Raw genomic sequence first — 19,325 nt, forward strand, 5'->3', positions numbered from 1 at the left:
TCAGTCGAGCCGCAGCTTCTGCTTGGCCACCACCTGCTTGTAGACCTCGAACTCGGCCTTGATCTGCGCCGCGAACTCGCTCGGCGAGTTGCCGACCACCAGCGAGCCGGTGTCCTCGATGCGCTTGCGCACCGCCGGGTCTTTCAGCGCCTCGGCGGCGGCGGCGTGGATCTTGTTCACCACATCGGCCGGCAGGCCCTTGGGACCGATCAGGCCGTAGTAGGCCATGCGGTTCACCGGCTCCAGGCCCATCTCCTTGAAGGTGGGCACGTTGGGCAGGGCCGCCACGCGCTGCGGCGCCGCCACCGCCAGCGCGATCAGGCGCCCGCCCAGGATGTGCGGCAGCGCCGAGGGCAGGTTGTCAAAAATGATCGGCACCTGGCCACCGATGGTGTCGTTGAGGGCCGGGCCCGCGCCGCGGTAAGGAATGTGCGTGATGAAGGTGCCCGTCAGGCTCTTGAACAGCTCGGTCTGCAGGTGGCCGATGCCGCCCGTGCCCGAGCTCGCGTAGCTGTACTTGCCGGGGTTCTTCTTCACCTCTTCGAGGAAGGCCTTGAAGTCCTTGGCCGGGAAGCTGGGATGCACCGCGATCACGTTGGGCGTGGCCGCGATGTTCATGATGGGCGTGAAGTCGTTGAGCGTGTCGTACGGGATCTTGGGGTTGATCGCCGGGTTGGCCGCCGTGGTCGACACCGTGGCCACGCCGATGTAGTGGCCATCGGGCGTGGCGCGCGCCAGTTCCTGCGCCCCTACCACGCCACCGCCGCCGGCGCGGTTGAGCACGATCACGTTCTGGCCCAGTGCCTTGCCCAGCGGTTCGGACATGACGCGGGCGATGATGTCGGTGGTGCCGCCGGGCGCGAACGGCACCTGCAGCGTGACGGGCTTGCTGGGAAAACCCTGGGACAGCGCCGGGCCGGCGGCAAGAACCAGGCCCATGGCCAGGGCGGCCAGGTTGACGGAGCGACGTAGGACCATGCGATGGACTCCAAAGGGGGAAATGACGGCGACGCGGCACGCAAACGGCATGCCCACGGCGGGCGCCATTGTGGGCCACGGCCCCACGACAGGCATCCGTGGTGCTACGGCCTGGGGAAAACCCGGGGCCGCCTACGCGTTTCCCGCGAAGCGCGGGGGCCGAACCCTGGGTTAAGGTCGCCCATCCCTCATCCACCACAACATCAGGAGACATCGCATGCGTCTGATCCGCCACATCGGCCTGGGCATCAGCCTGGCCGCCGCACTCGCCGCCAGTGGCGCCGCCCTGGCGCAACAACAGTTCGTCAACGTGCTGACCGGCGGCCAGGCCGGGGTGTACTACCCGCTCGGCGTGGCGCTGGCGCAGGTGTATGGGCAGAGCATTCCGAACGCGCGCGCCACCGCGCAGGTGACCAAGGCGTCGGCCGAAAACCTCAACCTGCTGCAGGCCGGCCGCGGTGAACTGGCCTTCTCCCTGGCCGACGCGGTGTCCGACGCCTGGAACGGCAACGCCGAGGCTGGCTTCACGAAGAAGCTCGACAAGCTGCGTGGCCTCTCGGCCACCTACAACAACTACATCCAGATCGTGGCCAGCGCGGACTCGGGCATCAAGACCTTGGCCGACCTGAAGGGCAAGCGGGTGTCCGTGGGCGCCGCGCGCTCGGGCACCGAACTCAACGCCCGCGCCATCTTCAAGGCCGCGGGCCTGGGCTACCAGGACCTGGCCAAGGTGGAGTACCTGCCATTCGGCGAATCGGTCGAGCTCATCAAGAACCGCCAGCTCGACGCCACGCTGCAGTCCGCCGGCCTGGGGGTGGCCTCCATCCGCGACCTGGCCACGGCGGTGAAGATCGTGGTGGTGCCGATCCCCGCCGAGGTCGTTGCGAAGGTCGGCGATCCGGCCTATCAGCCGGCCACCATCCCGGCCAACACCTACGGCGGCCAGGCGGCCGATGTGCCCACGGCGGCGATCCCGAACTTCCTGGTCACGCATTCCGGTGTTTCCGACGAACTGGCCTACCAGATGGCCAAGCAGCTCTACGCCAACCTGGACAAGCTGCACGCCGCGCACAACGCGGCCAAGGCCATCAACCCCGCCAATGCCATCAAGGGCATGCCGGTTCCCCTGCACCCGGGCGCCGAGCGCTACTACAAGGAAGCGGGCCTCATCAAATAGGCCTTCTGCCTTGAACACACGGCCCCGCACGGGGCCGTTCTGCTTTCTTGCCCGTCCCGAGTCGAGGATTTCATGAGCGACGCGACACCCTCTGCCGACACCCCCACCCACGCGCCCTTGCGCGGCGCCATCTTCTGGGTGGCCATCGCCTTCTCGGCCTACCAGATCTGGATGGCCTCCTTTCATCCCCTGTCGAGCCAGGTGATTCGGGCCATCCACGTGGGCTTCGTCCTGCTGATGATCTTCGCCCTGTACCCGCCCTTCGGACAGCGCGAGGGGGCACTGGGCGCGCTCGGCCGAGCGCTGGGTTGGGTGCTGGGCGGGGTCGGCTTCCTGTTCGGGCTGTACCACTGGGTCTACGAAGCCGACCTGACCGCGCGCGCGGGCGAGCTGATTGCACCGGACTGGGTGGTCGGTGTGGTCACCATCGCACTGGTGTTCGAGGCCGCGCGACGGGTCATGGGCTGGGGCCTGCCGCTGATCTGCGCGATGTTTCTTGCCTACGCCCTGTTCGGCCAATACCTGCCCGGCGTGCTCGCCCACCGGGGCTATGGACTCGACCAGGTCGTCGGCCAACTCGGCTTCGGCACCGAGGGCATCTACGGCACGCCCACCTACGTGTCGTCCACCTACATCTTTCTGTTCATCCTGTTCGGCGCCTTCCTGGAACAGGCCGGCATGATCCGCCTGTTCAACGACTTCGCCATGGGCACCGTGGGCCACACCCGAGGCGGCCCGGCCAAGGTGTCGGTCATCTCCTCCGGACTGATGGGCACCATCAACGGTTCCGGCGTGGCCAACGTGGTCACCACGGGCCAGTTCACCATTCCGCTGATGAAACGGTTCGGCTACTCGCCGGCCTTCGCCGGCGGCGTGGAGGCCACCGCCAGCATGGGCGGGCAGATCATGCCGCCGGTGATGGGCGCGGTGGCCTTCATCATGGCCGAGACGATCAACGTGCCCTACGTGGACATCGTCAAGGCCGCCTTGATTCCCGCCATCCTCTACTTCGGTACCGCGTTCTGGATGGTGCATCTCGAAGCCGGCCGCAAGGGCCTGCTGGGACTGCCCAAAGACGAATGCCCCAATCCCTGGACCGCCGTCAAGGACCGCTGGTATCTCCTGCTGCCACTGGCCGGCCTGGTCGGCCTGCTGTTCTCCGGCTACACACCGCTGTTCTCGGGCACGGTGGGGCTGGGGCTCACGGTCATCCTGATCTTCGGCGCCGCCGTCATCAGCGGCGTCAAAGGCCATACGCTGCGCGTGCTGGCCTGGGTGCTGCTGGGCCTGGCCACGGCGGGCTTCTACCGCTTCGGGGTGGGCACCTTCTACGTGATCACGCTGCTGTTGATCGCCCTGACCTTTGCGCTTCGCCGCGGCGGCGATGCCCGCCAGCTGGCCGTGCAGAGCCTGGTGGATGGAGCGCGCCACGCGCTGCCGGTGGCCATCGCCTGCGCGCTCGTGGGCGTGATCATCGGGGTCATCAACCTCACGGGCGTGGCGGCCGAAATCGGTGGACGCGTGATCGCCATCGGGCACGACAACCTGTTCCTGGCCCTGCTGCTGACCATGCTCACCTGCCTCGTGCTGGGCATGGGCATTCCGACCATCCCCAACTACATCATCACCAGCTCGCTCGCCGCACCGGTGCTGCTTGAACTCGGCGTGCCGCTGATCGTCTCGCACATGTTCGTTTTCTACTTCGGCATCATGGCCGACCTCACACCACCGGTGGCCCTGGCCTGCTTCGCGGCCGCGCCCATCGCGCGGGAGACGGGGCTGAAGATCAGCGTTCAGGCGATCCGCGTGGCCATCGCCGGATTCATCATGCCCTTCATGGCGGTGTACTCCCCCGCGCTGATGCTGCAGAGCGACGACTGGGGTGCCGTGGCCTACGTCGTCCTCAAGGCGGTGCTGGCCATCGCCATGTGGGGGGCCGGCGCCATCGGCTTCCTGTTCGCGCCGCTGGCGTGGTGGGAACGCCTGTGGGCGGTGGTGGCTGCCTGCTTCCTGGTGGCCGCCCTGCCACTCACCGACGAGATCGGCCTGGCGGCGATCGTGCTCTTCGTCGCCTGGCACTGGTGGCGCACGCGCCGCCCGGCGATGGGCCGGGCCGGCGCGCGCTGAGGCGGGCGGCCAAGTGTCGGCGGGTCTGCTGGGGCTGTGCCTGGCGCTGGCCGCCGCCCCGCAACAAGTGGTCTTCGTGCCGGGCCGGCACTTCACCCTGGCGTGGACGCACAGCATCGAAAAGGTGCGCTGGGAAGAAGACTACGAGGTGAGCGGACCGCCCGCGCGCCTGTTGGCCAGCGCCGCGCGCATCAAGGGCTCCGCGGCGGGCATGGAACCGCCGCCCGACGCGCGGTTGCGCGGCGGCTGGTACCACTACACGCCCACGGAGCGATCGCCCCGGCGGCTGCCGCTCACGCGCTCGGAGTTCACCGCCGACTTCGAGCTGTGCGTGAACGGCCGCTGCCAGCCCATGGGCCACTGGCTGCCCTCCGATGGCAACGTCACCGAAATGACGGCCTGCGAGCGGGCGGCGTCGCGCTGAGGCCACGTCGCGCCCTTACGATTCGCGCCGTGAACTTCGCCCAACTGCTCTTTCCCGATTTCTCCCTCATCCTGTGCGGCTACCTGGTGTGCCGCTTCACCAAACTCAACCGCCCGGTGTGGGAGCAGGTCGAGAGCCTGGTCTATTACTTCCTGTTCCCGGTGCTGCTGTTCCAGAGCATCGTCAAGAACCCGCTGGACCTAGGGGCCGCCTCCGCCCTGGTCGGCGCGGCCGTGTCGCTCGCGCTGTGCGCCATCGCCCTCACCTACTCGCTGCCGCACTGGCCCTGGCTGGGTCGGCGCATCGACGTGCGGCTGCACGCGGCCAGCGCGCAGGTGGGCTTTCGCTTCAATTCCTTCATCCTGCTCGCGCTGGCCGACCGGATCGCCGGCCCGCAGGCGCTGCTGATGGTGGCGGTGATCATCGGCTGCTGCGTGCCCATCTTCAACGTGGGGGCCGTCTGGCCCATGGCGCGCCACGCCAACAAGGGCTTCGGGCGCGAGCTGCTGCGCAACCCGCTGATCATCGCCACCGCCTCGGGCCTGCTCGCCAACCTGCTGGGCTTCTCGCTGCCCGACTGGCTCTCGCCCACGGTCAACCGCATCGGCCAGGCTTCGCTGGCGCTGGGCCTCATGGCGGCCGGCGCGGGCATGCAGTTCGGCAGCATGGCCTCGGCCAAAACCCTGGCGGTGGCGGTGCTGGCCATCAAGCACCTGGCCATGCCGCTGATGGCCTTCGGCCTGGCCCGGCTGTTCCGGCTGGACGCCACGCAGACCGCCGTGCTGCTGACCTTTTCCGCCGTGCCCACGGCGTCGAGCTGCTACGTGCTGGCTGCGCGCATGGGCTACAACGGGCCCTACGTGGCGGGACTGGTGACGCTGTCCACGCTGCTGGGCATGCTGAGCCTGCCTTTCGCGCTGGGGGTGCTGGGCGGCCTTCGCTAGGGCTTCCCCCGGCTCGCGCCAGGGGCGCTGGGACGCCCGGTTGTCGACCGTCGGGCGGCGGCCCACAATGCCCCGCATGAAACGCCGCCACCTCTGCCTCGCCGCCCCGCTGGCCCTGCTGGGCGCCCCCTTTGCCCGGGCGGGCGCCTGCCCCGCCCTGTTGAACCACCGCTTCCCCCGCCTGCAGGACGGCGCGCCGCAGGACCTGTGCCAGTACGCGGGCAAGGTGCTGCTGGTGGTCAATACCGCCAGCTACTGCGGCTTCACCAAACAATACGAAGGCCTGGAGGCGCTGTTCGCCAAGTACCGCGAGCAGGGGCTGGTGGTCCTGGGATTCCCGTCGAACGATTTCGCCCAGGAAACCGGCGATGCGAAGCAGATTGCCGAGCTGTGCTTCAACACCTACGGCGTGCGCTTCCCCATGTTCGACAAGAGCGTGGTCACGGGCGCGCAGGCCAACCCGCTGTACCTGCAGCTGCGCCAGGCCACCGGCGTGTCGCCGCGCTGGAACTTCCACAAGTACCTCGTCGGCCGCGACGGCCGCGTGATCGATCAGTTCGCCAGCGCCACCGAGCCCATGGGCCGCACCCTGACCCGGGCCGTGGAGGCGGCACTGGCGGCCAAGGGCTGAGCGCCGCCCGCCCAAAGAAAAAGCCACCGCGAGCGGTGGCTTTTTGCTTGCCGAGGGCTGAGGGGATCAGCGGATCACGGCGATGGTGGTGCGGTTGCCGCCCTTGTAGGTCATGAGCGTCAGGGCACCGTTCTTGATGTCGCCCTTCTCGTCGAACTCGATCTTGCCGGTCACGCCGTTGTAGTTCGTGGCCTTGAGCGCGGGCAGGTAGACCTTCGGATCGGCCGAGCCGGCGGTGACCATGGCGTTGGCCATGACCTTGACGGCGTCGTACACGTACGGGGCGTACACCTGCACGTCGGCGTTGAACTTGGTCTTGAAGTCGGCGCGGAACTTGTCCATGCCGGCCTTCTGCTCGCCCTCGACACCACCGGCCTCGGCGCAGTAGACCTGCTCGTCGCTGATGCCGTCGCCGGCCAGCTTGGGCAGCTCGGAGGTGCAGATGCCGTCGCCGCCCATGAACTTGGCCTTGATGCCGAGCTGCTTCATCTGCTTGAGCATGGGGCCGGCCACGGCGTCCATGCCGCCGAAGAACACCACGTCCGGCTTCTTGGCCTTCAGGGTGGTCAGGATGGCGTTGAAGTCGGTCGCCTTGTCGTTGGTGAACTCGCGGCCCACCACGGTGCCGCCAGCGGCCTTCACGCCCTTCTCGAACTCGTCGGCCACGCCTTGGCCATAGGCCGTGCGGTCGTCGATCACGGCCACGTTCTTGGCCTTGAGGGTTTCGATGGCGTACTTGCCGAGCGTGCCGCCCAGGTGCACGTCGTCGGCCACCACGCGGAACGCGCCCGGGAAGCCCTGGCGGGTGTACTTGGGGTTGGTCGCCGAGGGCGAAATCTGGGGGATGCCCGCGTCGTTGTAGAGCTGCGAGGCGGGGATGGTGGTGCCGGAGTTCAGGTGGCCGATGACGCCGTTGACCTTGGCGTCGACCAGCTTCTGCGCGGCGGCCGTGCCCTGCTTGGGATCGGCGGCGTCGTCTTCGGCCAGCAGCTCGAACTTGGCCTTGGCGCCACCGATGGTGAGGCCGGCGGCGTTCAGTTCCTCGATCGCCATGCGGGCGCCGTTCTCGTTGTCCTTACCCAGGTGAGCGATCGCGCCGCTGGTGGGGCCGACGTGACCGATCTTGACCACGACCTCCTGCGGTGCGGCCGGAGCGGGTGCCGCAGCGGGCGCCGCGGCGGGAGCGGGAGCAGCCTCTTCCTTCTTGCCACAGGCGGCGAGCGCGACGGCGGCGGCAAGCACTGCCAGTTTCATGTTCACTTGCATGGGATTTCCTTGATAAGGATGGATTGATTTGCGGAGGGAACTTTTTTTCTCCACCGCATAAAGATACTCCAAAACGATCCGGCTTTTGGCCGGGACAGCAGCCTAAAGCAGGGTTCGGAGAGCCGTTCGAGGGTTTTCCTGAAGCCCTCGCGCGGCCCGGGGCTCACTCGCCGGCGGCCTTCAGGTCGTGGCGCTGCGGCTCGATGCCGTCGGCCTGGTAGCGGCGCCAGCGCTGGCGCGCCGAGGCGCGGTCCTCGTCGTTCAGGCCCACGACCTCGATCACGCGCTCGAAGCGCGTGTAGTCGTCCGGCACGGCCTCGCCCAGGTTGACCAGCACCTGGGTGGGCGCGCGCTGGTCCGGCCGCTCGAGCAGGTGGATGGGCGAGTGGCGGCGCGTGGGCTCGGGGTCGGCCTGAACACAGTGGGGCACGAACTCGCCCTGGGCGAGCAGCCACAGCCCGCGGTCCAGGGCGTCGATCTGGTCGCCGGGCGCCAGCACGGTCACGCGCGCGCCCTTCAGGTAGGCCTTGCGCAGCAGGCGGCAGACGTAGGCGGCCTTGTCGGGCGCGTTGAAATGAAAGGCCACCTCGGCCACGGCGCGGCCCGGCTTCAGCGGCTGGCGGTGCGCGCCTTGGCCTTGGCTTTCGCCTGGCCGACGGGGCGCGCGGCCTCGTTCAACAGGTACTGCAGCAGCAGCGGCACCGGGCGGCCGGTGGCGCCCTTGGCCGCGCCACCGCGCCAGGCCGTGCCGGCGATGTCCAGGTGCGCCCAGGGCAGTTCGGTGGCGAAGCGCTGCAGGAACTTGGCCGCCGTGATGGCGCCGCCCGCGCGACCGGCCACGTTGGCCACGTCGGCGAAGTTCGACTTCAGGCCCTCGGCGTAGTCGTCGTCCAGCGGCAGGCGCCAGCACAGGTCGCCCGACTGCTCGCCGGCCTCGGCCAGGGCCGCGGCCAGGTCGTCGCGCGCGCTGAACAGGCCGCTGCGCACCGCGCCCAGGGCGATGACACAGGCGCCCGTGAGCGTGGCGATGTCGACCACCGCGCGCGGCTTGAAGCGCGCGGCGTAGGTGAGCGCGTCGCACAGGATCAGCCGGCCCTCGGCGTCGGTGTTGAGGATCTCGATGGTCTGGCCGCTCATGCTCTTGACCACGTCGCCGGGCTTGATGGCGCGCCCGTCGGGCATGTTCTCGCAGCTGGGGATGAGGCCCACCACGTTGATGGCCGGCTTGGCCTCGGCCAGGGCGGCGAAGGTGCCCAGCACGCTGGCCGCGCCGCCCATGTCGAACTTCATTTCGTCCATTTCGGCCGCCGGCTTCAGGCTGATGCCGCCGGTGTCGAAGGTGATGCCCTTGCCGACCAGCACCACCGGGGCGTCGGCCTTGGCAGCGCCCTGGTAGCGCAGCACGATGAAGCGCAGCGGCTCGGCCGAGCCCTGGGCCACCGCCATGAACGAGCCCATGCCCAGGGCCTCCACCTCGCGCGGGCCCAACACCTCGGCCTTGATGCCGGGCAGGCGGCCGAGCTGGCGCGCCGCGTCGGCCAGGCGGCTGGGCGTGGCGTGGTTCGCCGGGCGGTTGGCCCATTCCTTGGCGAACTCCACGCCCGCCACCACGGCCTTGCCGGCCTGGAAGCCCGAACGCACGGCGCCGGCGTCGTTCACGCCAAAGGTGACCTTGGCCAGGGCGCGCGGCTTGGCGCTCGGCTTGGTGGTGGTGTACACGTAGGAGGCGTCGGCGCAGGCCTGCACGGCGGCGCGCAGCCCATCGGCGTCGACCGCCACCAGAGAGAACACCACCGCCAGGCGGGTGACGCCCGGCGCCTTGAGCTGGGCCACGCCCGCGCCCACCGCCTTGCGCAGCGCGGCCGCGTCGGCCGTGCCGGCGCGCACCAGCAGCACGCGCGGCGCCTTGATGCCTTCGGGCCGGTAGCAGGCCAGGCTCTTGCTCACCCCGCCTTCCAGGTCGTCGTCCTTGAGCGCCCGGGCCACCAGCGCGTGCAGCGGCGACTGGCCCTTGGGCAGCGCATCGGGCACCAGCACCAGCAGCGCATCGGCGGGGAATTCGGCGGCCTGGGCCGGGCTCAGGGTCTTGAGGTCGAAGTTCATAATTCGGGTTCGTTCTGTAGCCAATCGATGTTATTCCATTCGTCCATCCGCAAGGAGCTGGCCCGCAGCTTTGGGGCCACCCTGGTGATCCTCTTCACCATCGTGCTCACCATGCTGCTCATCCGCACGCTGGGGGCGGCGTCCAAGGGCAGCGTCGATCCCCAGGAGATCATGCTGGTGCTGGGCTACACCGTCATCGGGCGCATGCCCACGGTGCTCACCCTGGCGCTGTTCATCTCCATCGTGTTCACGCTCTCGCGCATGTACCGCGACAGCGAAATGATCATCTGGTTCACCAGCGGGCGCTCGCTGGGGGGCTTTCTGGGGCCGCTCCTGCGCTTCGCCTGGCCGGTGCTGCTGGTGATCATGCTGATGGTGTTCTTCGTCTGGCCCTGGGCGAACCAGCAGGTGAACGACCTGCGCGACCGCTTCGAGCGGCGCGGCGACCTGGAGCGCGTGGAGCCCGGGCAGTTCCAGGAATCCTCCAGCGGCCGGCGCGTGTTCTTCATCGACAAGGACACGGCCGACGGCACCGAGGGCCGCAACATCTTCATCTCCAGCTCCGAGGCCAACGGCAGCGAAACCATCACCTCGGCGCGCTCGGGCCGCATCGAGTGGCTGGACGAGCGCCAGTTCCTGATGCTCAACAACGGGCAGCGGCTCGAAACGCGGCCCGATGGCAGCCTGCGCGTGAGCGACTTCGCCGAGTACGGCACGCAGATCGGCCAGGCGGGTGGCAACCTGGGGGCGGGCGTGGAGCTCAAGGCCCGCCCGAGCTGGGAACTCATCATGGACCCCAACCGCGCCAACCTGGCCGAGCTGGGCTGGCGCGTGGGCCTGGCGATCACGGCCTTCAACTTCGTGCTGATCGCCCTGGCCACCACCGTGGGCAACCCGCGCGCGGGCCGCAGCGGCAACCTGTTCTTCACGCTGTTCGCTTTCGTCTTTTATTACAACCTGCTCAACATCGGGCAGAACTGGGTGGCGCGCGGCGTGATCGATCTGCTGCCCTTCATGCTGGGCCTGCACGGCGGCGTGCTGCTGCTCACGCTGGTGTGGTTCTACAAGCGCCACCAGGGCCTGAGCCTGCGCGACCTGCTCACCGGCTGGCGCCGCCGGGAGGCCGACGCATGAAAACCATCCGCCGGCTGATCTATGGCGAGGTGTTCGCGGCCGTGTTCTTCGTGCTGCTGGCCTTCCTGTCGCTGTTCTTCTTCTTCGATTTCGTTGACGAATTGCCCGACATCGGCAAGGCCTCGGTGCTCGACCCGACGCGCGTCTACGGCCTGCCGGACGCCCTGCTCTACGTGGGCCTGCTCACGCCCAGCCGCATCTACGAGCTGCTGCCGATCGCGGTGCTGATCGGCTCGGTGTTCGTGCTTGCGCGCCTGGCCCAGGGTTCGGAATACACCATCCTGCGCACCAGCGGACTCGGGCCCTGGCGCGCCCTGCGCACCATGCTGGGGCTGGGCGCCGTGTTCGTGCTGCTGACCTTCGCCATCGGCGACTACGTGGCGCCGCTGGCCGACCGCGGCGCTCAGCTGCACAAGGCGCGCTTCCAGGGCGCCATCAGCCTGGGCCAGACCGGCGCCTGGCTGAAGGAGAAGCAGCCCTACAGCAACTTCTCGGTCAACGTGGGGTCGATGTCGCCGCAAGGCGATCTGGGCAATGTGCGCATCTTCGAGTTCAACAACCAGGGCTTCCTGGTGTCCACGCTGCACGCGCAGAGCGGGCGCATCGAGGCCGACGAGAGCTGGACGCTGCGCAAAGTGGAGCGGCGCGAGTTCGACGCCGCTGGCCAGCAGTCGGCCAAGGTGCAACGCAGCACGCTGGAGAGCTTTCGCTGGCCCACCAGCCTGAACGCCGAAATGGTGTCGGTGGCCCTGCTCAAGCCCGAGCGCATGCGCACGGCCGACCTGTTCGCCTACATCCGCCACCTGGAGGCCAACGGCCAGACCGCTCAGAGCCACGAGATCGAGTTCTGGCGCAAGGTGTTCTACCCGCTGTCCTGCCTCGTGATGGTGGTGCTGGCCCTGCCCTTCGCCTACCTGCACTTCCGCTCGGGCAGCATCACGGGCTACGTGTTCGGTGGCGTGATGATCGGCATCAGCTTCTTCCTGCTCAACAACGTGTTCGGCTACATCGGCAACCTCAACCAGTGGCAGCCCTGGCTGGCGGCGGCCTCGCCGGCGCTCATCTATTCGGTCTTCTCGCTGGGCGCCTTCGGGTGGCTGGTGCTCAAGCGCTGACCATGCTGGGCGTCATCGTCTTCGCCCATGGCTCGCGCGACCCGCAATGGCGCGCGCCGGTGGAGGCCGTGGCACGGCGCATCGCCGAGCGCGCGCCCGACACGCTGGCCGGCACCGCCTACCTGGAGCTCACGGAGCCCGATCTGCCCACGGCCGCGCGGGTTCTGGTGCGCGCCGGCGCCACGCGCCTGCGCGTGCTGCCGCTGTTTTTCGGCATGGGCCGGCACGCGCGCGAGGACCTGCCCCAGCTGGTGGAGGGTCTGCGGCGGGAGCACCCGTCCGTGCCCGTCGAGCTCATGCCCACCGCCGGCGAAGACCCGCGTTTGATCGATTTGCTGGCCACACAGGCCTTGAAGGAGGGTGCATGAACCTGCACCAGTTCAAGTTCGTGCAGGAGGCGGTGCGCCGCAACCTCAACCTCACCGAGGCCGCCAAGGCGCTGCACACCTCGCAGCCCGGCGTGTCCAAGGCCATCATCGAACTGGAGGACGAGCTCGGCATCGAGATCTTCGCCCGCCACGGCAAGCGCATCAAACGCGTCACCGAGCCGGGCCAGCAGGTGCTCAAGAGCATCGACATCATCCTGCGCGAGGTGAACAACCTCAAGCGCATCGGCGAGCAGTACTCGGCGCAGGACAGCGGCACCCTGTCCATCGCCACCACCCACACCCAGGCGCGCTACGTGCTGCCGGGGCCGGTGGCCGCGCTGCGCCAGGCCTACCCCAAGGTCGGCATCAGCCTGCACCAGGGCTCGCCCGACCAGGTGGCGCGCATGCTGATCGAAGAGGTGGCCGAGATCGGCATGGCCACCGAATCGCTGGTGAACTACCCCGAGCTCGTCACCCTGCCCGCCTACGAATGGCAGCACGTGCTGGTGTTCCCCTTCGACCACCCGATGCTCGCGCGCGAGCGCATTGGCCTGGAAGAGCTGGCGCAGTTGCCGCTCATCACCTACCACCCCAGCTTCACCGGGCGCACGCGCATCGACCAGGCCTTCGCGCTGCGCCACCTGCAGCCCAACATCGTGCTCGAGGCCATCGACTCGGACGTGATCAAGACCTACGTGAAGCTGGGCATGGGCGTGGGCATCGTGGCCGAGATGGCGGTCAAAGGCGAGAACCAGACGCCCGACCTGGTCTCGCGGCCCGCGGGCGCGCTGTTCGGCCACAACCTGGCCCGCGTGGCCTTCAAGCGCGGCACCTACCTGCGCCAGTTCGTGCTGCGCTTTGCCGAGCTGCTGTCCGAGCGCCTGTCGCGCGAGCTGATCCAGCGCGCCATGGCCGGCGAACCCGACGAATATGACATTTGACACCCCCGCGCCGGCCTGACGGCCGTCACCCCCTCAAGGGGGCAACACCAGCGGCCCAGCAAAGCCGGTTCCGCGGTGTTTCTCGATCCGCCACCGCAAGCGCCACGCTCTCATGACCTCGAACGCACCTCGCACCCCCGCTCTCACCTCCCGCCTGCCCCAGGTGGGCACCACCATCTTCACCGTGATGTCCACGCTGGCGGCCGAGCACGGCGCGGTCAACCTCGGCCAGGGTTTTCCCGACTTCGGCTGCGACCCGGCCCTGCTGGACGCGGTCGACGGGGCCATGCGCGCCGGCCACAACCAGTACCCGCCCATGACCGGCGTGCCCGCGCTGCGCCAGGCCATGGCCGACAAGGTGCAGGCGCTGTACGGCCGCCGCTACCACCCGGACACCGAGATCACCGTCACCGCCGGCGCCACGCAGGCCATCCTCACCGCCATCCTGGCCGTGGTGCACCCGGGCGACGATGTCATCGTTCTGGAGCCCTGCTACGACAGCTACGTGCCCAACATCGAGCTGGCGGGCGGGCGCGTGGTGCGCGTGCCGCTGGTGCCGGGCAGCTTCCGCCCCGACTTTGACGCCATCGCCGCGGCCATCACGCCGCGCACGCGCGCCCTGATCGTCAACACCCCGCACAACCCCAGCGGCATGTGCTGGACGGACGCCGAGATGCGCCGCCTGGACGAGCTGCTGGCGCCCACCGACATCGTGCTCATCAGCGACGAGGTCTACGAGCACATGGTGTTCGACGGCCTGCCGCACCACAGCGCGGCGCGCTACCCCGGCCTGGCGGCGCGCGCCTTCATCGTCAGCAGCTTCGGCAAGACCTACCACGTGACCGGCTGGAAGGTGGGTACCGTGCTGGCGCCCGCGCCGCTCACGGCCGAGTTCCGCAAGGTGCACCAGTTCAACGTGTTCACGGTGAACACGCCCATGCAGCACGCCCTGGCCGCCTACATGGCCGACCCCGCGCCCTACCGCGATCTGCCGGCCTTCTACCAGCGCAAGCGCGACCTGTTCCGCCAGGGCCTGGCGAAGACGCGGTTCCGGCTGCTGCCGGGCGAAGGCACCTACTTCCAGTGCGTGGACATCTCCGCCCTGGCCGTGCCCGAGCGCGAACTGCCGGAGGCCGATTTCTGCCGCTGGCTCACGACCGAGATCGGCGTCGCGGCGATCCCGCTGTCGGCCTTCTATGGCGACGGCTTCGACCAGAAGGTGGTCCGCTTCTGCTTCGCCAAGAAGGACGAGACCCTGCTCGCCGCTCTGGAGCGCCTGCAGCGGCTGTGACCGATCCGGCGCCGGGCCGCCCCCGGCCGGATCGGCCCCCTGGGGGGCCGCCGTGGCGCGTGCAGACCGTGCTCAGCAACGGATGGGGTTGCGGCAGAAGCGCTCCAGCTCGCGCACCGTGCTGCGCCCCGCCACCGCCTGGCGCACGCCGGGCCCCATCTCCAGGCTCAGCTTCATTTCGTATTTCTTGAAAAACGCCTCGAACAGCTCGCCGCCGAGCGTGCCGGTGGCGGTGAGCTGATCGCTCCTGGCGTCGTGCTCCAGCAGCACCGCGCACAGCGGCTGCTCGGCCGGGCCGCGCAGCACCTGGGCGCCGCGCGCGGGGTCGTACTGGCTGTGGTCGGCGCAGCAGTGGATCAGGTCGTTGCCCTGGCTGGGCGTCTGCGGGTTGGCCGCCGGGCCTTTGCGGAAGCTGATGAAGCTCAGCTCCTTCGTGGGGTAGACCAGCTGGTGCGCGCAGATGGCCGAAAAGGCCACCACGCTGCGCTTCGCCCCCACGCCGCCGGGCCATTCGTAGGCCTGCTTGTCCTGGGTCGCCAGCTTCGTGGGCGGCGCGGCCTTGCCCAGGTCGAGCAGGAAGACCGGCGTGGCCTCGAAGGGGTAATGGAACACGTAGTTGACCTGGGCGCGCAGCTGGCTGGCCTTGACCGGCTGGCCCTGCTCGTCCACCAGCAGGGTGCGCGCGTAGGCGCGCGGCCGGGCATCGGCGGCCCAGGCGGTGCGGGCCAGGACGCCGCTCAGGGCGGCGGCGCCGACGGCGCACGATTCGACGAAATCACGGCGGTCCATGGGCGGTCTCCTCATGACCGCGCCAGTGAATCGCAGCAGGCCCCGCCCGTCAATTCGCGGCGGCCATGCCCGAGCGCCGCGTGGGTGAAACGCCGGAACCGGCGGCCCTCAGGCCTGCAGCTGGGCCCAGGCCTTGTCGAGCCGCTTCAGGCTCACCGGCTGCGGCGTGCGCAGTTCCTGGGCGAAGAAGCTCACGCGCAGCTCTTCCAGCAGCCAGCGCAGCTCCTGCAGGCGAGGGTCCTGCACGCCCTTGCGCTCGGCCACCAGGCGCCAGTAGCGCTGGTCCTGCGGCTTGAGCTCGGCCAGGCGCGCGGCGTCGCGCGCGGGGTCGCCGCGCTGCTTGTCCAGCCGCAGTTGCACGGCCTTCAGGTAACGCGGCAAATGCTGCAGCTGCGCGTGCGGCGTCTCGACCAGAAAACGCCGCCCCACCAGGCGCTGCAACTGCTGGGCGATGTCGGCGGCCACGTCGGCGGGCGGCTTGGCGTCTTTCAGCTTGCGCTGGGCGGCGGCGAATTCGGTGAGGATGGCGCCGGCCGAGCGCGCGATCTCGGCGGCGATGAGGTTGAGCCGCCCACGCCCGTCGGCCACGCGCTGCTCGAAGGCCTTGGCATCGGCCGGCAGCGGCTCCTGCAGGAAGGCGCGGTCCAGCGCCAGCTCCAGGAGCTGCTGGCGCAGCTCTTCCAGCGTGCCGCCGCCGCGCTCCTTGTCCACGCCCATGAAGGCCGCGCCCATGGCCTGCAGGCCGGGGATGTTTTTCTCCAGGTACTTCAGCGCGTCCTTGATCTGCAGCGCCACCAGGCGGCGCAGGCCCTCGCGGTGGCGCGCCTGCGCCAGTTCGGGCTCGTCGAAGACCTCGATGCGCACCGCGTCGCCGTCGTCCACCAGCGCCGGAAAGCCGATCAGGGTCTGGCCGCCGCGGCGGATCTCCAGCAGCTCGGGCAGCTCGCCGAAGTCCCAGCGGGTGTGGCGCTGGCTGGCGTCCACCGCAGGCGCGGCCGGCGGCGCGGCCTTGGCCACGCGCGTGGCCTGGCCCGCCAGGGCCGGCGATGGCGCGCCTGGCGAAGCACCCGCCGGCGCCGGCACGGCCGCCGGCACCTTGAGCGCCGCCAGGGCCTGGAAGGCACCGCGCGCCTGCGACCCCAGCTCGGCCTTGAGCGCGGCCAGGCTGCGCCCCTGGCCCAGCTGGCGGCCGTGCTCGTCCACCACGCGCAGGTGCATGAAGAGGTGCGCCGGCAGCTGGTCGGCCTTGAGGTCGTTGCGCACGATGTCGAGCTGGGTCGCCGCGCGCACCCGCTTGAGCACGGCGTCGAGGAAGTTGCCCTGGGCGAAGGCCTCGGGCGCGCACAAGGCCTCGGTGAAGCGCTCGGCCGTGGCCGGCAGCGGCACCAAGCGCGAGCGCGGGCGCTGGTGCAAGGTTTTGAGCAGGGCCAGTACCTTGTCCTTGAGCATGCCGGGCACCAACCAGTCGATGCGCTCCTCGCTCACCTGGTTGAGCGCGTAGATGGGCACCGTGACCGAGAGGCCGTCGCGCGGATCGCCGGGCTCGTGCAGGTAGGCCGCGGCGCAGTCCACGCCGCCCAGGCGCACGGTGCGCGGGAAGGCCTGGGCCGTGATGCCGGCGGCCTCGTGGCGCATGAGGTCCTCGCGCGTGAGGAACAGCAACTTGGGGTTCTCGCGCGCGGCCTGGGCGTACCAGCGCTCGAAGGCGGCGCCGTTGCACAGCTCGGCCGGGACCTGTTCGTCGTACCAGGCGTAGATGACCTCGTCGTCCACCAGCACGTCCTGCCGGCGCGACTTGTGCTCCAGCTCCATCACCTGGCGCACCAGTTTCTGGTTGGCGGCCAGGAAGGGCAGCTTCGTGTCCCACTCGCCCTGCACCAGGGCCTCGCGGATGAAGATCTCGCGCGCGCCGGTCGGGTCGATGCGGCCATAGTCGGCGCGGCGGTTGTGGTAGATCACCAGGCCATAGAGCGTGGCGCGCTCCAGCGCCGACACGCGCGCGGCCTTCTTTTCCCAGTGCGGGTCCAGCAGCTGCTTCTTGAGCAGGTGCGCGCCCACGCGCTCCACCCAGGCGGGCTCGATGGCCGCGATGCCACGCCCGAACAGGCGCGTGGTCTCCACCAGTTCGGCGCAGACGATCCAGCGGCCGGGCTTCTTGCTGAGATGGGCGCCGGGGTGGCGGTGGAATTTGATGCCGCGCGCGCCGAGGTACCAGTCCTCGGTTTCGCTCTTGACGCCCAGGTTGCCGAGCAGGCCGCTGAGCATGGCGCTGTGCAGCTGCTCGTAGCTGGCCGGCGTGGTGTTGGGCTTCCAACCCTGCTCGCCCACCACGGTGTGCAACTGGCTGTGGGTGTCGCGCCACTCGCGCACGCGGCGCACGTTGATGAAGTTCTCGCGCAGCAGGTTCTCGTATTGGCGGTGGCTGAGCTTGTGCGCCTGCCCGTGGCCGCCACGGCTGTCCTCCAGCCACTTCCAGAGCTTGAGCGTGCCGGTGAATTCGCTCTTCTCGTCGTCGAACTTGGCGTGCGCCTGGTCGGCCTGGGCCTGCTTGTCGATGGGCCGGTCGCGCACGTCCTGCACGCTGAGCGCGGCGGCGATGACCAGCACCTCGTCCAGCGCGTGGTGCTCGCGCGCGGCCAGGATCATGCGGCCCACGCGCGGGTCCAGCGGCAGCCGTGCGAGCGACTGGCCGGTGGGCGTGAGTTGGTTGTCGTCGTCCACCGCGCCGAGTTCGGCCAGCAGCTGGTAGCCGTCGGCGATGGCGCGCCGCTGCGGGGCGTCGACGAAGGCGAAGTCTTCCACCGCGCCCAGGTGCAGGGCCTTCATGCGCAGGATGACACCGGCCAGCGAGCTGCGCAGGATCTCGGGGTCGGTGAAGCGGGGGCGGTTGTTGAAGTCCGCCTCGTCGTAGAGGCGGATGCAGATGCCGTCGGCCACCCGTCCGCAGCGGCCCGCGCGCTGGTTGGCCGCTGCCTGGCTGATGGGCTCGATCTGCAGCTGCTCGACCTTCTGGCGAAAGCTGTAGCGCTTGACGCGCGCGGTGCCGGCGTCGATGACGTAGCGGATGCCCGGCACCGTGAGCGAGGTCTCCGCCACGTTGGTGGCCAGCACGATGCGGCGCTGGCCGTGCGGCTGGAAGATGCGGTCCTGCTCGGCCTGGCTCAGGCGCGCGAACAGCGGCAGCACCTCGGCATGGCGGTTCAGCGGCTGGTGGGCCAGGTGCTTGCGCAGGTGGTCGGCGGCCTCGCGGATCTCGCGCTCGCCCGGCAGGAAGACCAGGATGTCGCCACCCTGGCCGCCGCGCCACAGCTCGTCCACGCCGTCGGCGATGGCGTCGTTCAGATCGAACTCGCGGCTTTCCTCGAAAGGCCGCCAGCGCACTTCGACGGGGTAGGTGCGACCCGACACCATGAGCACCGGCGCCGGGCCCTTCGACGAGGAAAAGTACGCGGCGAAGCGGTCGGCGTCGATGGTGGCCGAGGTGACGATCACCTTCAGGTCGGGCCGGCGCGGCAGCAGCTGGCGCAGGTAGCCGAGCAGGAAGTCGATGTTGAGGCTGCGCTCGTGCGCCTCGTCGATGATGATCGTGTCGTAGGCGTTCAGGTCCGGGTCGGTCTGCGTCTCGGCGAGCAGGATGCCATCGGTCATCAGCTTGACCGAAGCCTCGCGCGAGAGCCGGTCCTGGAAACGCACCTTGTAGCCCACCACCTCGCCCAGCGGGGTCTTCAGTTCCTCGGCGATGCGCTTGGCCACCGAGCTGGCGGCGATGCGCCGCGGCTGGGTGTGGCCGATCAGGCGGCCGCGCTGGCCGGGCTTCGCATTCAGGCGGCCGCGCCCCATGGCCAGCGCGATCTTGGGCAGCTGCGTGGTCTTGCCCGAGCCGGTCTCGCCGCAGACGATGACCACCTGGTGCTCGCGCACCGCCGCCTCGATCTCGTGGCGGCGCGCCGACACGGGCAAGGCCTCGGGGAACTCCAGGTGCAGGGCGGGCGTGGGCAAAACGGGACTTCGGTGAAAATCGGCGAACCCGCGATTAT

The 19,325-nt window shown here is 69.4% G+C and carries 16 protein-coding genes; 10 read left to right on the forward strand and 6 right to left on the reverse strand.

Going from position 1 to position 19,325, the window contains the following annotated elements; genetic code table 11:
* Nucleotides 1-978 (reverse strand): tripartite tricarboxylate transporter substrate binding protein BugE, encoded by a 978-nt coding sequence (locus JNX00_RS14395; protein ID WP_204742701.1) that lies wholly within the window; start codon nt 976-978, stop codon nt 1-3.
* A 217-nt stretch (nt 979-1,195) separates the two neighbouring features.
* On the opposite strand from JNX00_RS14395, the gene JNX00_RS14400 reads away from it, so the two are divergent.
* The 5 genes from JNX00_RS14400 to JNX00_RS14420 all read left to right on the forward strand — a co-directional run bounded on the left by JNX00_RS14400 (nt 1,196) and on the right by JNX00_RS14420 (nt 6,281).
* On the forward strand, nt 1,196-2,155 hold the full coding sequence (locus JNX00_RS14400) for a TAXI family TRAP transporter solute-binding subunit (protein ID WP_083293248.1): 960 nt from the start codon (nt 1,196-1,198) through the stop codon (nt 2,153-2,155).
* Nucleotides 2,156-2,227: 72 nt separating this feature from the next.
* Nucleotides 2,228-4,282: a TRAP transporter permease gene (locus JNX00_RS14405; RefSeq protein WP_070399911.1), complete on the forward strand. Its 2,055-nt coding sequence runs from the start codon at nt 2,228-2,230 to the stop codon at nt 4,280-4,282.
* A gap of 13 nt (nt 4,283-4,295) precedes the next feature.
* A complete protein-coding gene (locus JNX00_RS14410; RefSeq protein WP_204742702.1) occupies nt 4,296-4,706 on the forward strand; it encodes a DUF1850 domain-containing protein in 411 nt (136 codons plus the stop codon).
* Nucleotides 4,707-4,735: 29 nt separating this feature from the next.
* Nucleotides 4,736-5,650, forward strand: a complete 915-nt coding sequence (locus JNX00_RS14415; RefSeq protein WP_070399910.1) for an AEC family transporter — start codon at nt 4,736-4,738, stop codon at nt 5,648-5,650.
* Nucleotides 5,651-5,717: 67 nt separating this feature from the next.
* Complete coding sequence (locus tag JNX00_RS14420; RefSeq protein ID WP_239478148.1) at nt 5,718-6,281, forward strand: glutathione peroxidase; 564 nt, start codon at nt 5,718-5,720, stop codon at nt 6,279-6,281.
* Between the two features lie 66 nt (nt 6,282-6,347).
* Here JNX00_RS14420 and JNX00_RS14425 read toward each other — a convergent pair whose 3' ends face one another.
* From JNX00_RS14425 to JNX00_RS14435, 3 genes are all read right to left on the reverse strand, one after another.
* A complete protein-coding gene (locus JNX00_RS14425; RefSeq protein ID WP_070399908.1) occupies nt 6,348-7,547 on the reverse strand; it encodes a branched-chain amino acid ABC transporter substrate-binding protein in 1,200 nt (399 codons plus the stop codon).
* Nucleotides 7,548-7,710: 163 nt separating this feature from the next.
* Nucleotides 7,711-8,142, reverse strand: coding sequence for a DNA polymerase III subunit chi (locus tag JNX00_RS14430; RefSeq protein WP_204742703.1), 432 nt, complete (start codon nt 8,140-8,142; stop codon nt 7,711-7,713).
* Between the two features lie 14 nt (nt 8,143-8,156).
* On the reverse strand, nt 8,157-9,650 hold the full coding sequence (locus JNX00_RS14435; protein WP_204742704.1) for a leucyl aminopeptidase: 1,494 nt from the start codon (nt 9,648-9,650) through the stop codon (nt 8,157-8,159).
* Between the two features lie 27 nt (nt 9,651-9,677).
* Here JNX00_RS14435 and lptF point away from each other — a divergent pair, with 27 nt between their 5' ends.
* From lptF to JNX00_RS14460, 5 genes are all read left to right on the forward strand, one after another.
* On the forward strand, nt 9,678-10,784 hold the full coding sequence (lptF, locus tag JNX00_RS14440; RefSeq protein WP_070399905.1) for an LPS export ABC transporter permease LptF: 1,107 nt from the start codon (nt 9,678-9,680) through the stop codon (nt 10,782-10,784).
* Nucleotides 10,781-11,899: an LPS export ABC transporter permease LptG gene (gene lptG, locus JNX00_RS14445; RefSeq protein ID WP_204742705.1), complete on the forward strand. Its 1,119-nt coding sequence runs from the start codon at nt 10,781-10,783 to the stop codon at nt 11,897-11,899. Before lptF ends, lptG begins: the two co-directional genes overlap by 4 nt.
* A 2-nt stretch (nt 11,900-11,901) precedes the next feature.
* Complete coding sequence (locus JNX00_RS14450; RefSeq protein WP_070399903.1) at nt 11,902-12,267, forward strand: CbiX/SirB N-terminal domain-containing protein; 366 nt, start codon at nt 11,902-11,904, stop codon at nt 12,265-12,267.
* Nucleotides 12,264-13,208: a CysB family HTH-type transcriptional regulator gene (locus JNX00_RS14455; protein ID WP_070399902.1), complete on the forward strand. Its 945-nt coding sequence runs from the start codon at nt 12,264-12,266 to the stop codon at nt 13,206-13,208. The genes JNX00_RS14450 and JNX00_RS14455 overlap by 4 nt, the downstream gene beginning before the upstream one ends.
* Nucleotides 13,209-13,320: 112 nt before the next feature.
* A complete protein-coding gene (locus tag JNX00_RS14460) occupies nt 13,321-14,499 on the forward strand; it encodes a pyridoxal phosphate-dependent aminotransferase (protein WP_204742706.1) in 1,179 nt (392 codons plus the stop codon).
* A 72-nt stretch (nt 14,500-14,571) separates the two neighbouring features.
* On the opposite strand, the gene JNX00_RS14465 is transcribed toward JNX00_RS14460, so the two are convergent.
* Nucleotides 14,572-15,288 (reverse strand): (2Fe-2S)-binding protein, encoded by a 717-nt coding sequence (locus tag JNX00_RS14465; protein WP_083293246.1) that lies wholly within the window; start codon nt 15,286-15,288, stop codon nt 14,572-14,574.
* Between the two features lie 108 nt (nt 15,289-15,396).
* The gene (hrpA, locus tag JNX00_RS14470) at nt 15,397-19,287 is read right to left on the reverse strand and encodes an ATP-dependent RNA helicase HrpA (protein WP_204742707.1); all 3,891 of its coding nucleotides are present in this window, start codon (nt 19,285-19,287) and stop codon (nt 15,397-15,399) included.
* Nucleotides 19,288-19,325 lie beyond the last annotated feature (38 nt).

The organism is Hydrogenophaga sp. YM1 (genome assembly GCF_016903055.1).
In the GTDB taxonomy this organism is placed as follows: domain Bacteria; phylum Pseudomonadota; class Gammaproteobacteria; order Burkholderiales; family Burkholderiaceae_C; genus Hydrogenophaga; species Hydrogenophaga borbori.

Excerpts from the sequence above, each read along its gene's own strand:
- JNX00_RS14395 (WP_204742701.1), bottom strand. The coding sequence starts at position 978 with ATGGTCCTACGTCGCTCCGTCAACCTGGCCGCCCTGGCCATGGGCCTG.
- JNX00_RS14400 (WP_083293248.1), top strand. The coding sequence starts at position 1,196 with ATGCGTCTGATCCGCCACATCGGCCTGGGCATCAGCCTGGCCGCCGCA.
- JNX00_RS14405 (WP_070399911.1), top strand. The coding sequence starts at position 2,228 with ATGAGCGACGCGACACCCTCTGCCGACACCCCCACCCACGCGCCCTTG.
- JNX00_RS14420 (WP_239478148.1), top strand. The coding sequence starts at position 5,718 with ATGCCCCGCATGAAACGCCGCCACCTCTGCCTCGCCGCCCCGCTGGCC.
- JNX00_RS14425 (WP_070399908.1), bottom strand. The coding sequence starts at position 7,547 with ATGCAAGTGAACATGAAACTGGCAGTGCTTGCCGCCGCCGTCGCGCTC.
- JNX00_RS14435 (WP_204742704.1), bottom strand. The coding sequence starts at position 9,650 with ATGAACTTCGACCTCAAGACCCTGAGCCCGGCCCAGGCCGCCGAATTC.
- lptF (WP_070399905.1), top strand. The coding sequence starts at position 9,678 with ATGTTATTCCATTCGTCCATCCGCAAGGAGCTGGCCCGCAGCTTTGGG.
- lptG (WP_204742705.1), top strand. The coding sequence starts at position 10,781 with ATGAAAACCATCCGCCGGCTGATCTATGGCGAGGTGTTCGCGGCCGTG.
- JNX00_RS14450 (WP_070399903.1), top strand. The coding sequence starts at position 11,902 with ATGCTGGGCGTCATCGTCTTCGCCCATGGCTCGCGCGACCCGCAATGG.
- JNX00_RS14455 (WP_070399902.1), top strand. The coding sequence starts at position 12,264 with ATGAACCTGCACCAGTTCAAGTTCGTGCAGGAGGCGGTGCGCCGCAAC.
- JNX00_RS14460 (WP_204742706.1), top strand. The coding sequence starts at position 13,321 with ATGACCTCGAACGCACCTCGCACCCCCGCTCTCACCTCCCGCCTGCCC.
- JNX00_RS14465 (WP_083293246.1), bottom strand. The coding sequence starts at position 15,288 with ATGGACCGCCGTGATTTCGTCGAATCGTGCGCCGTCGGCGCCGCCGCC.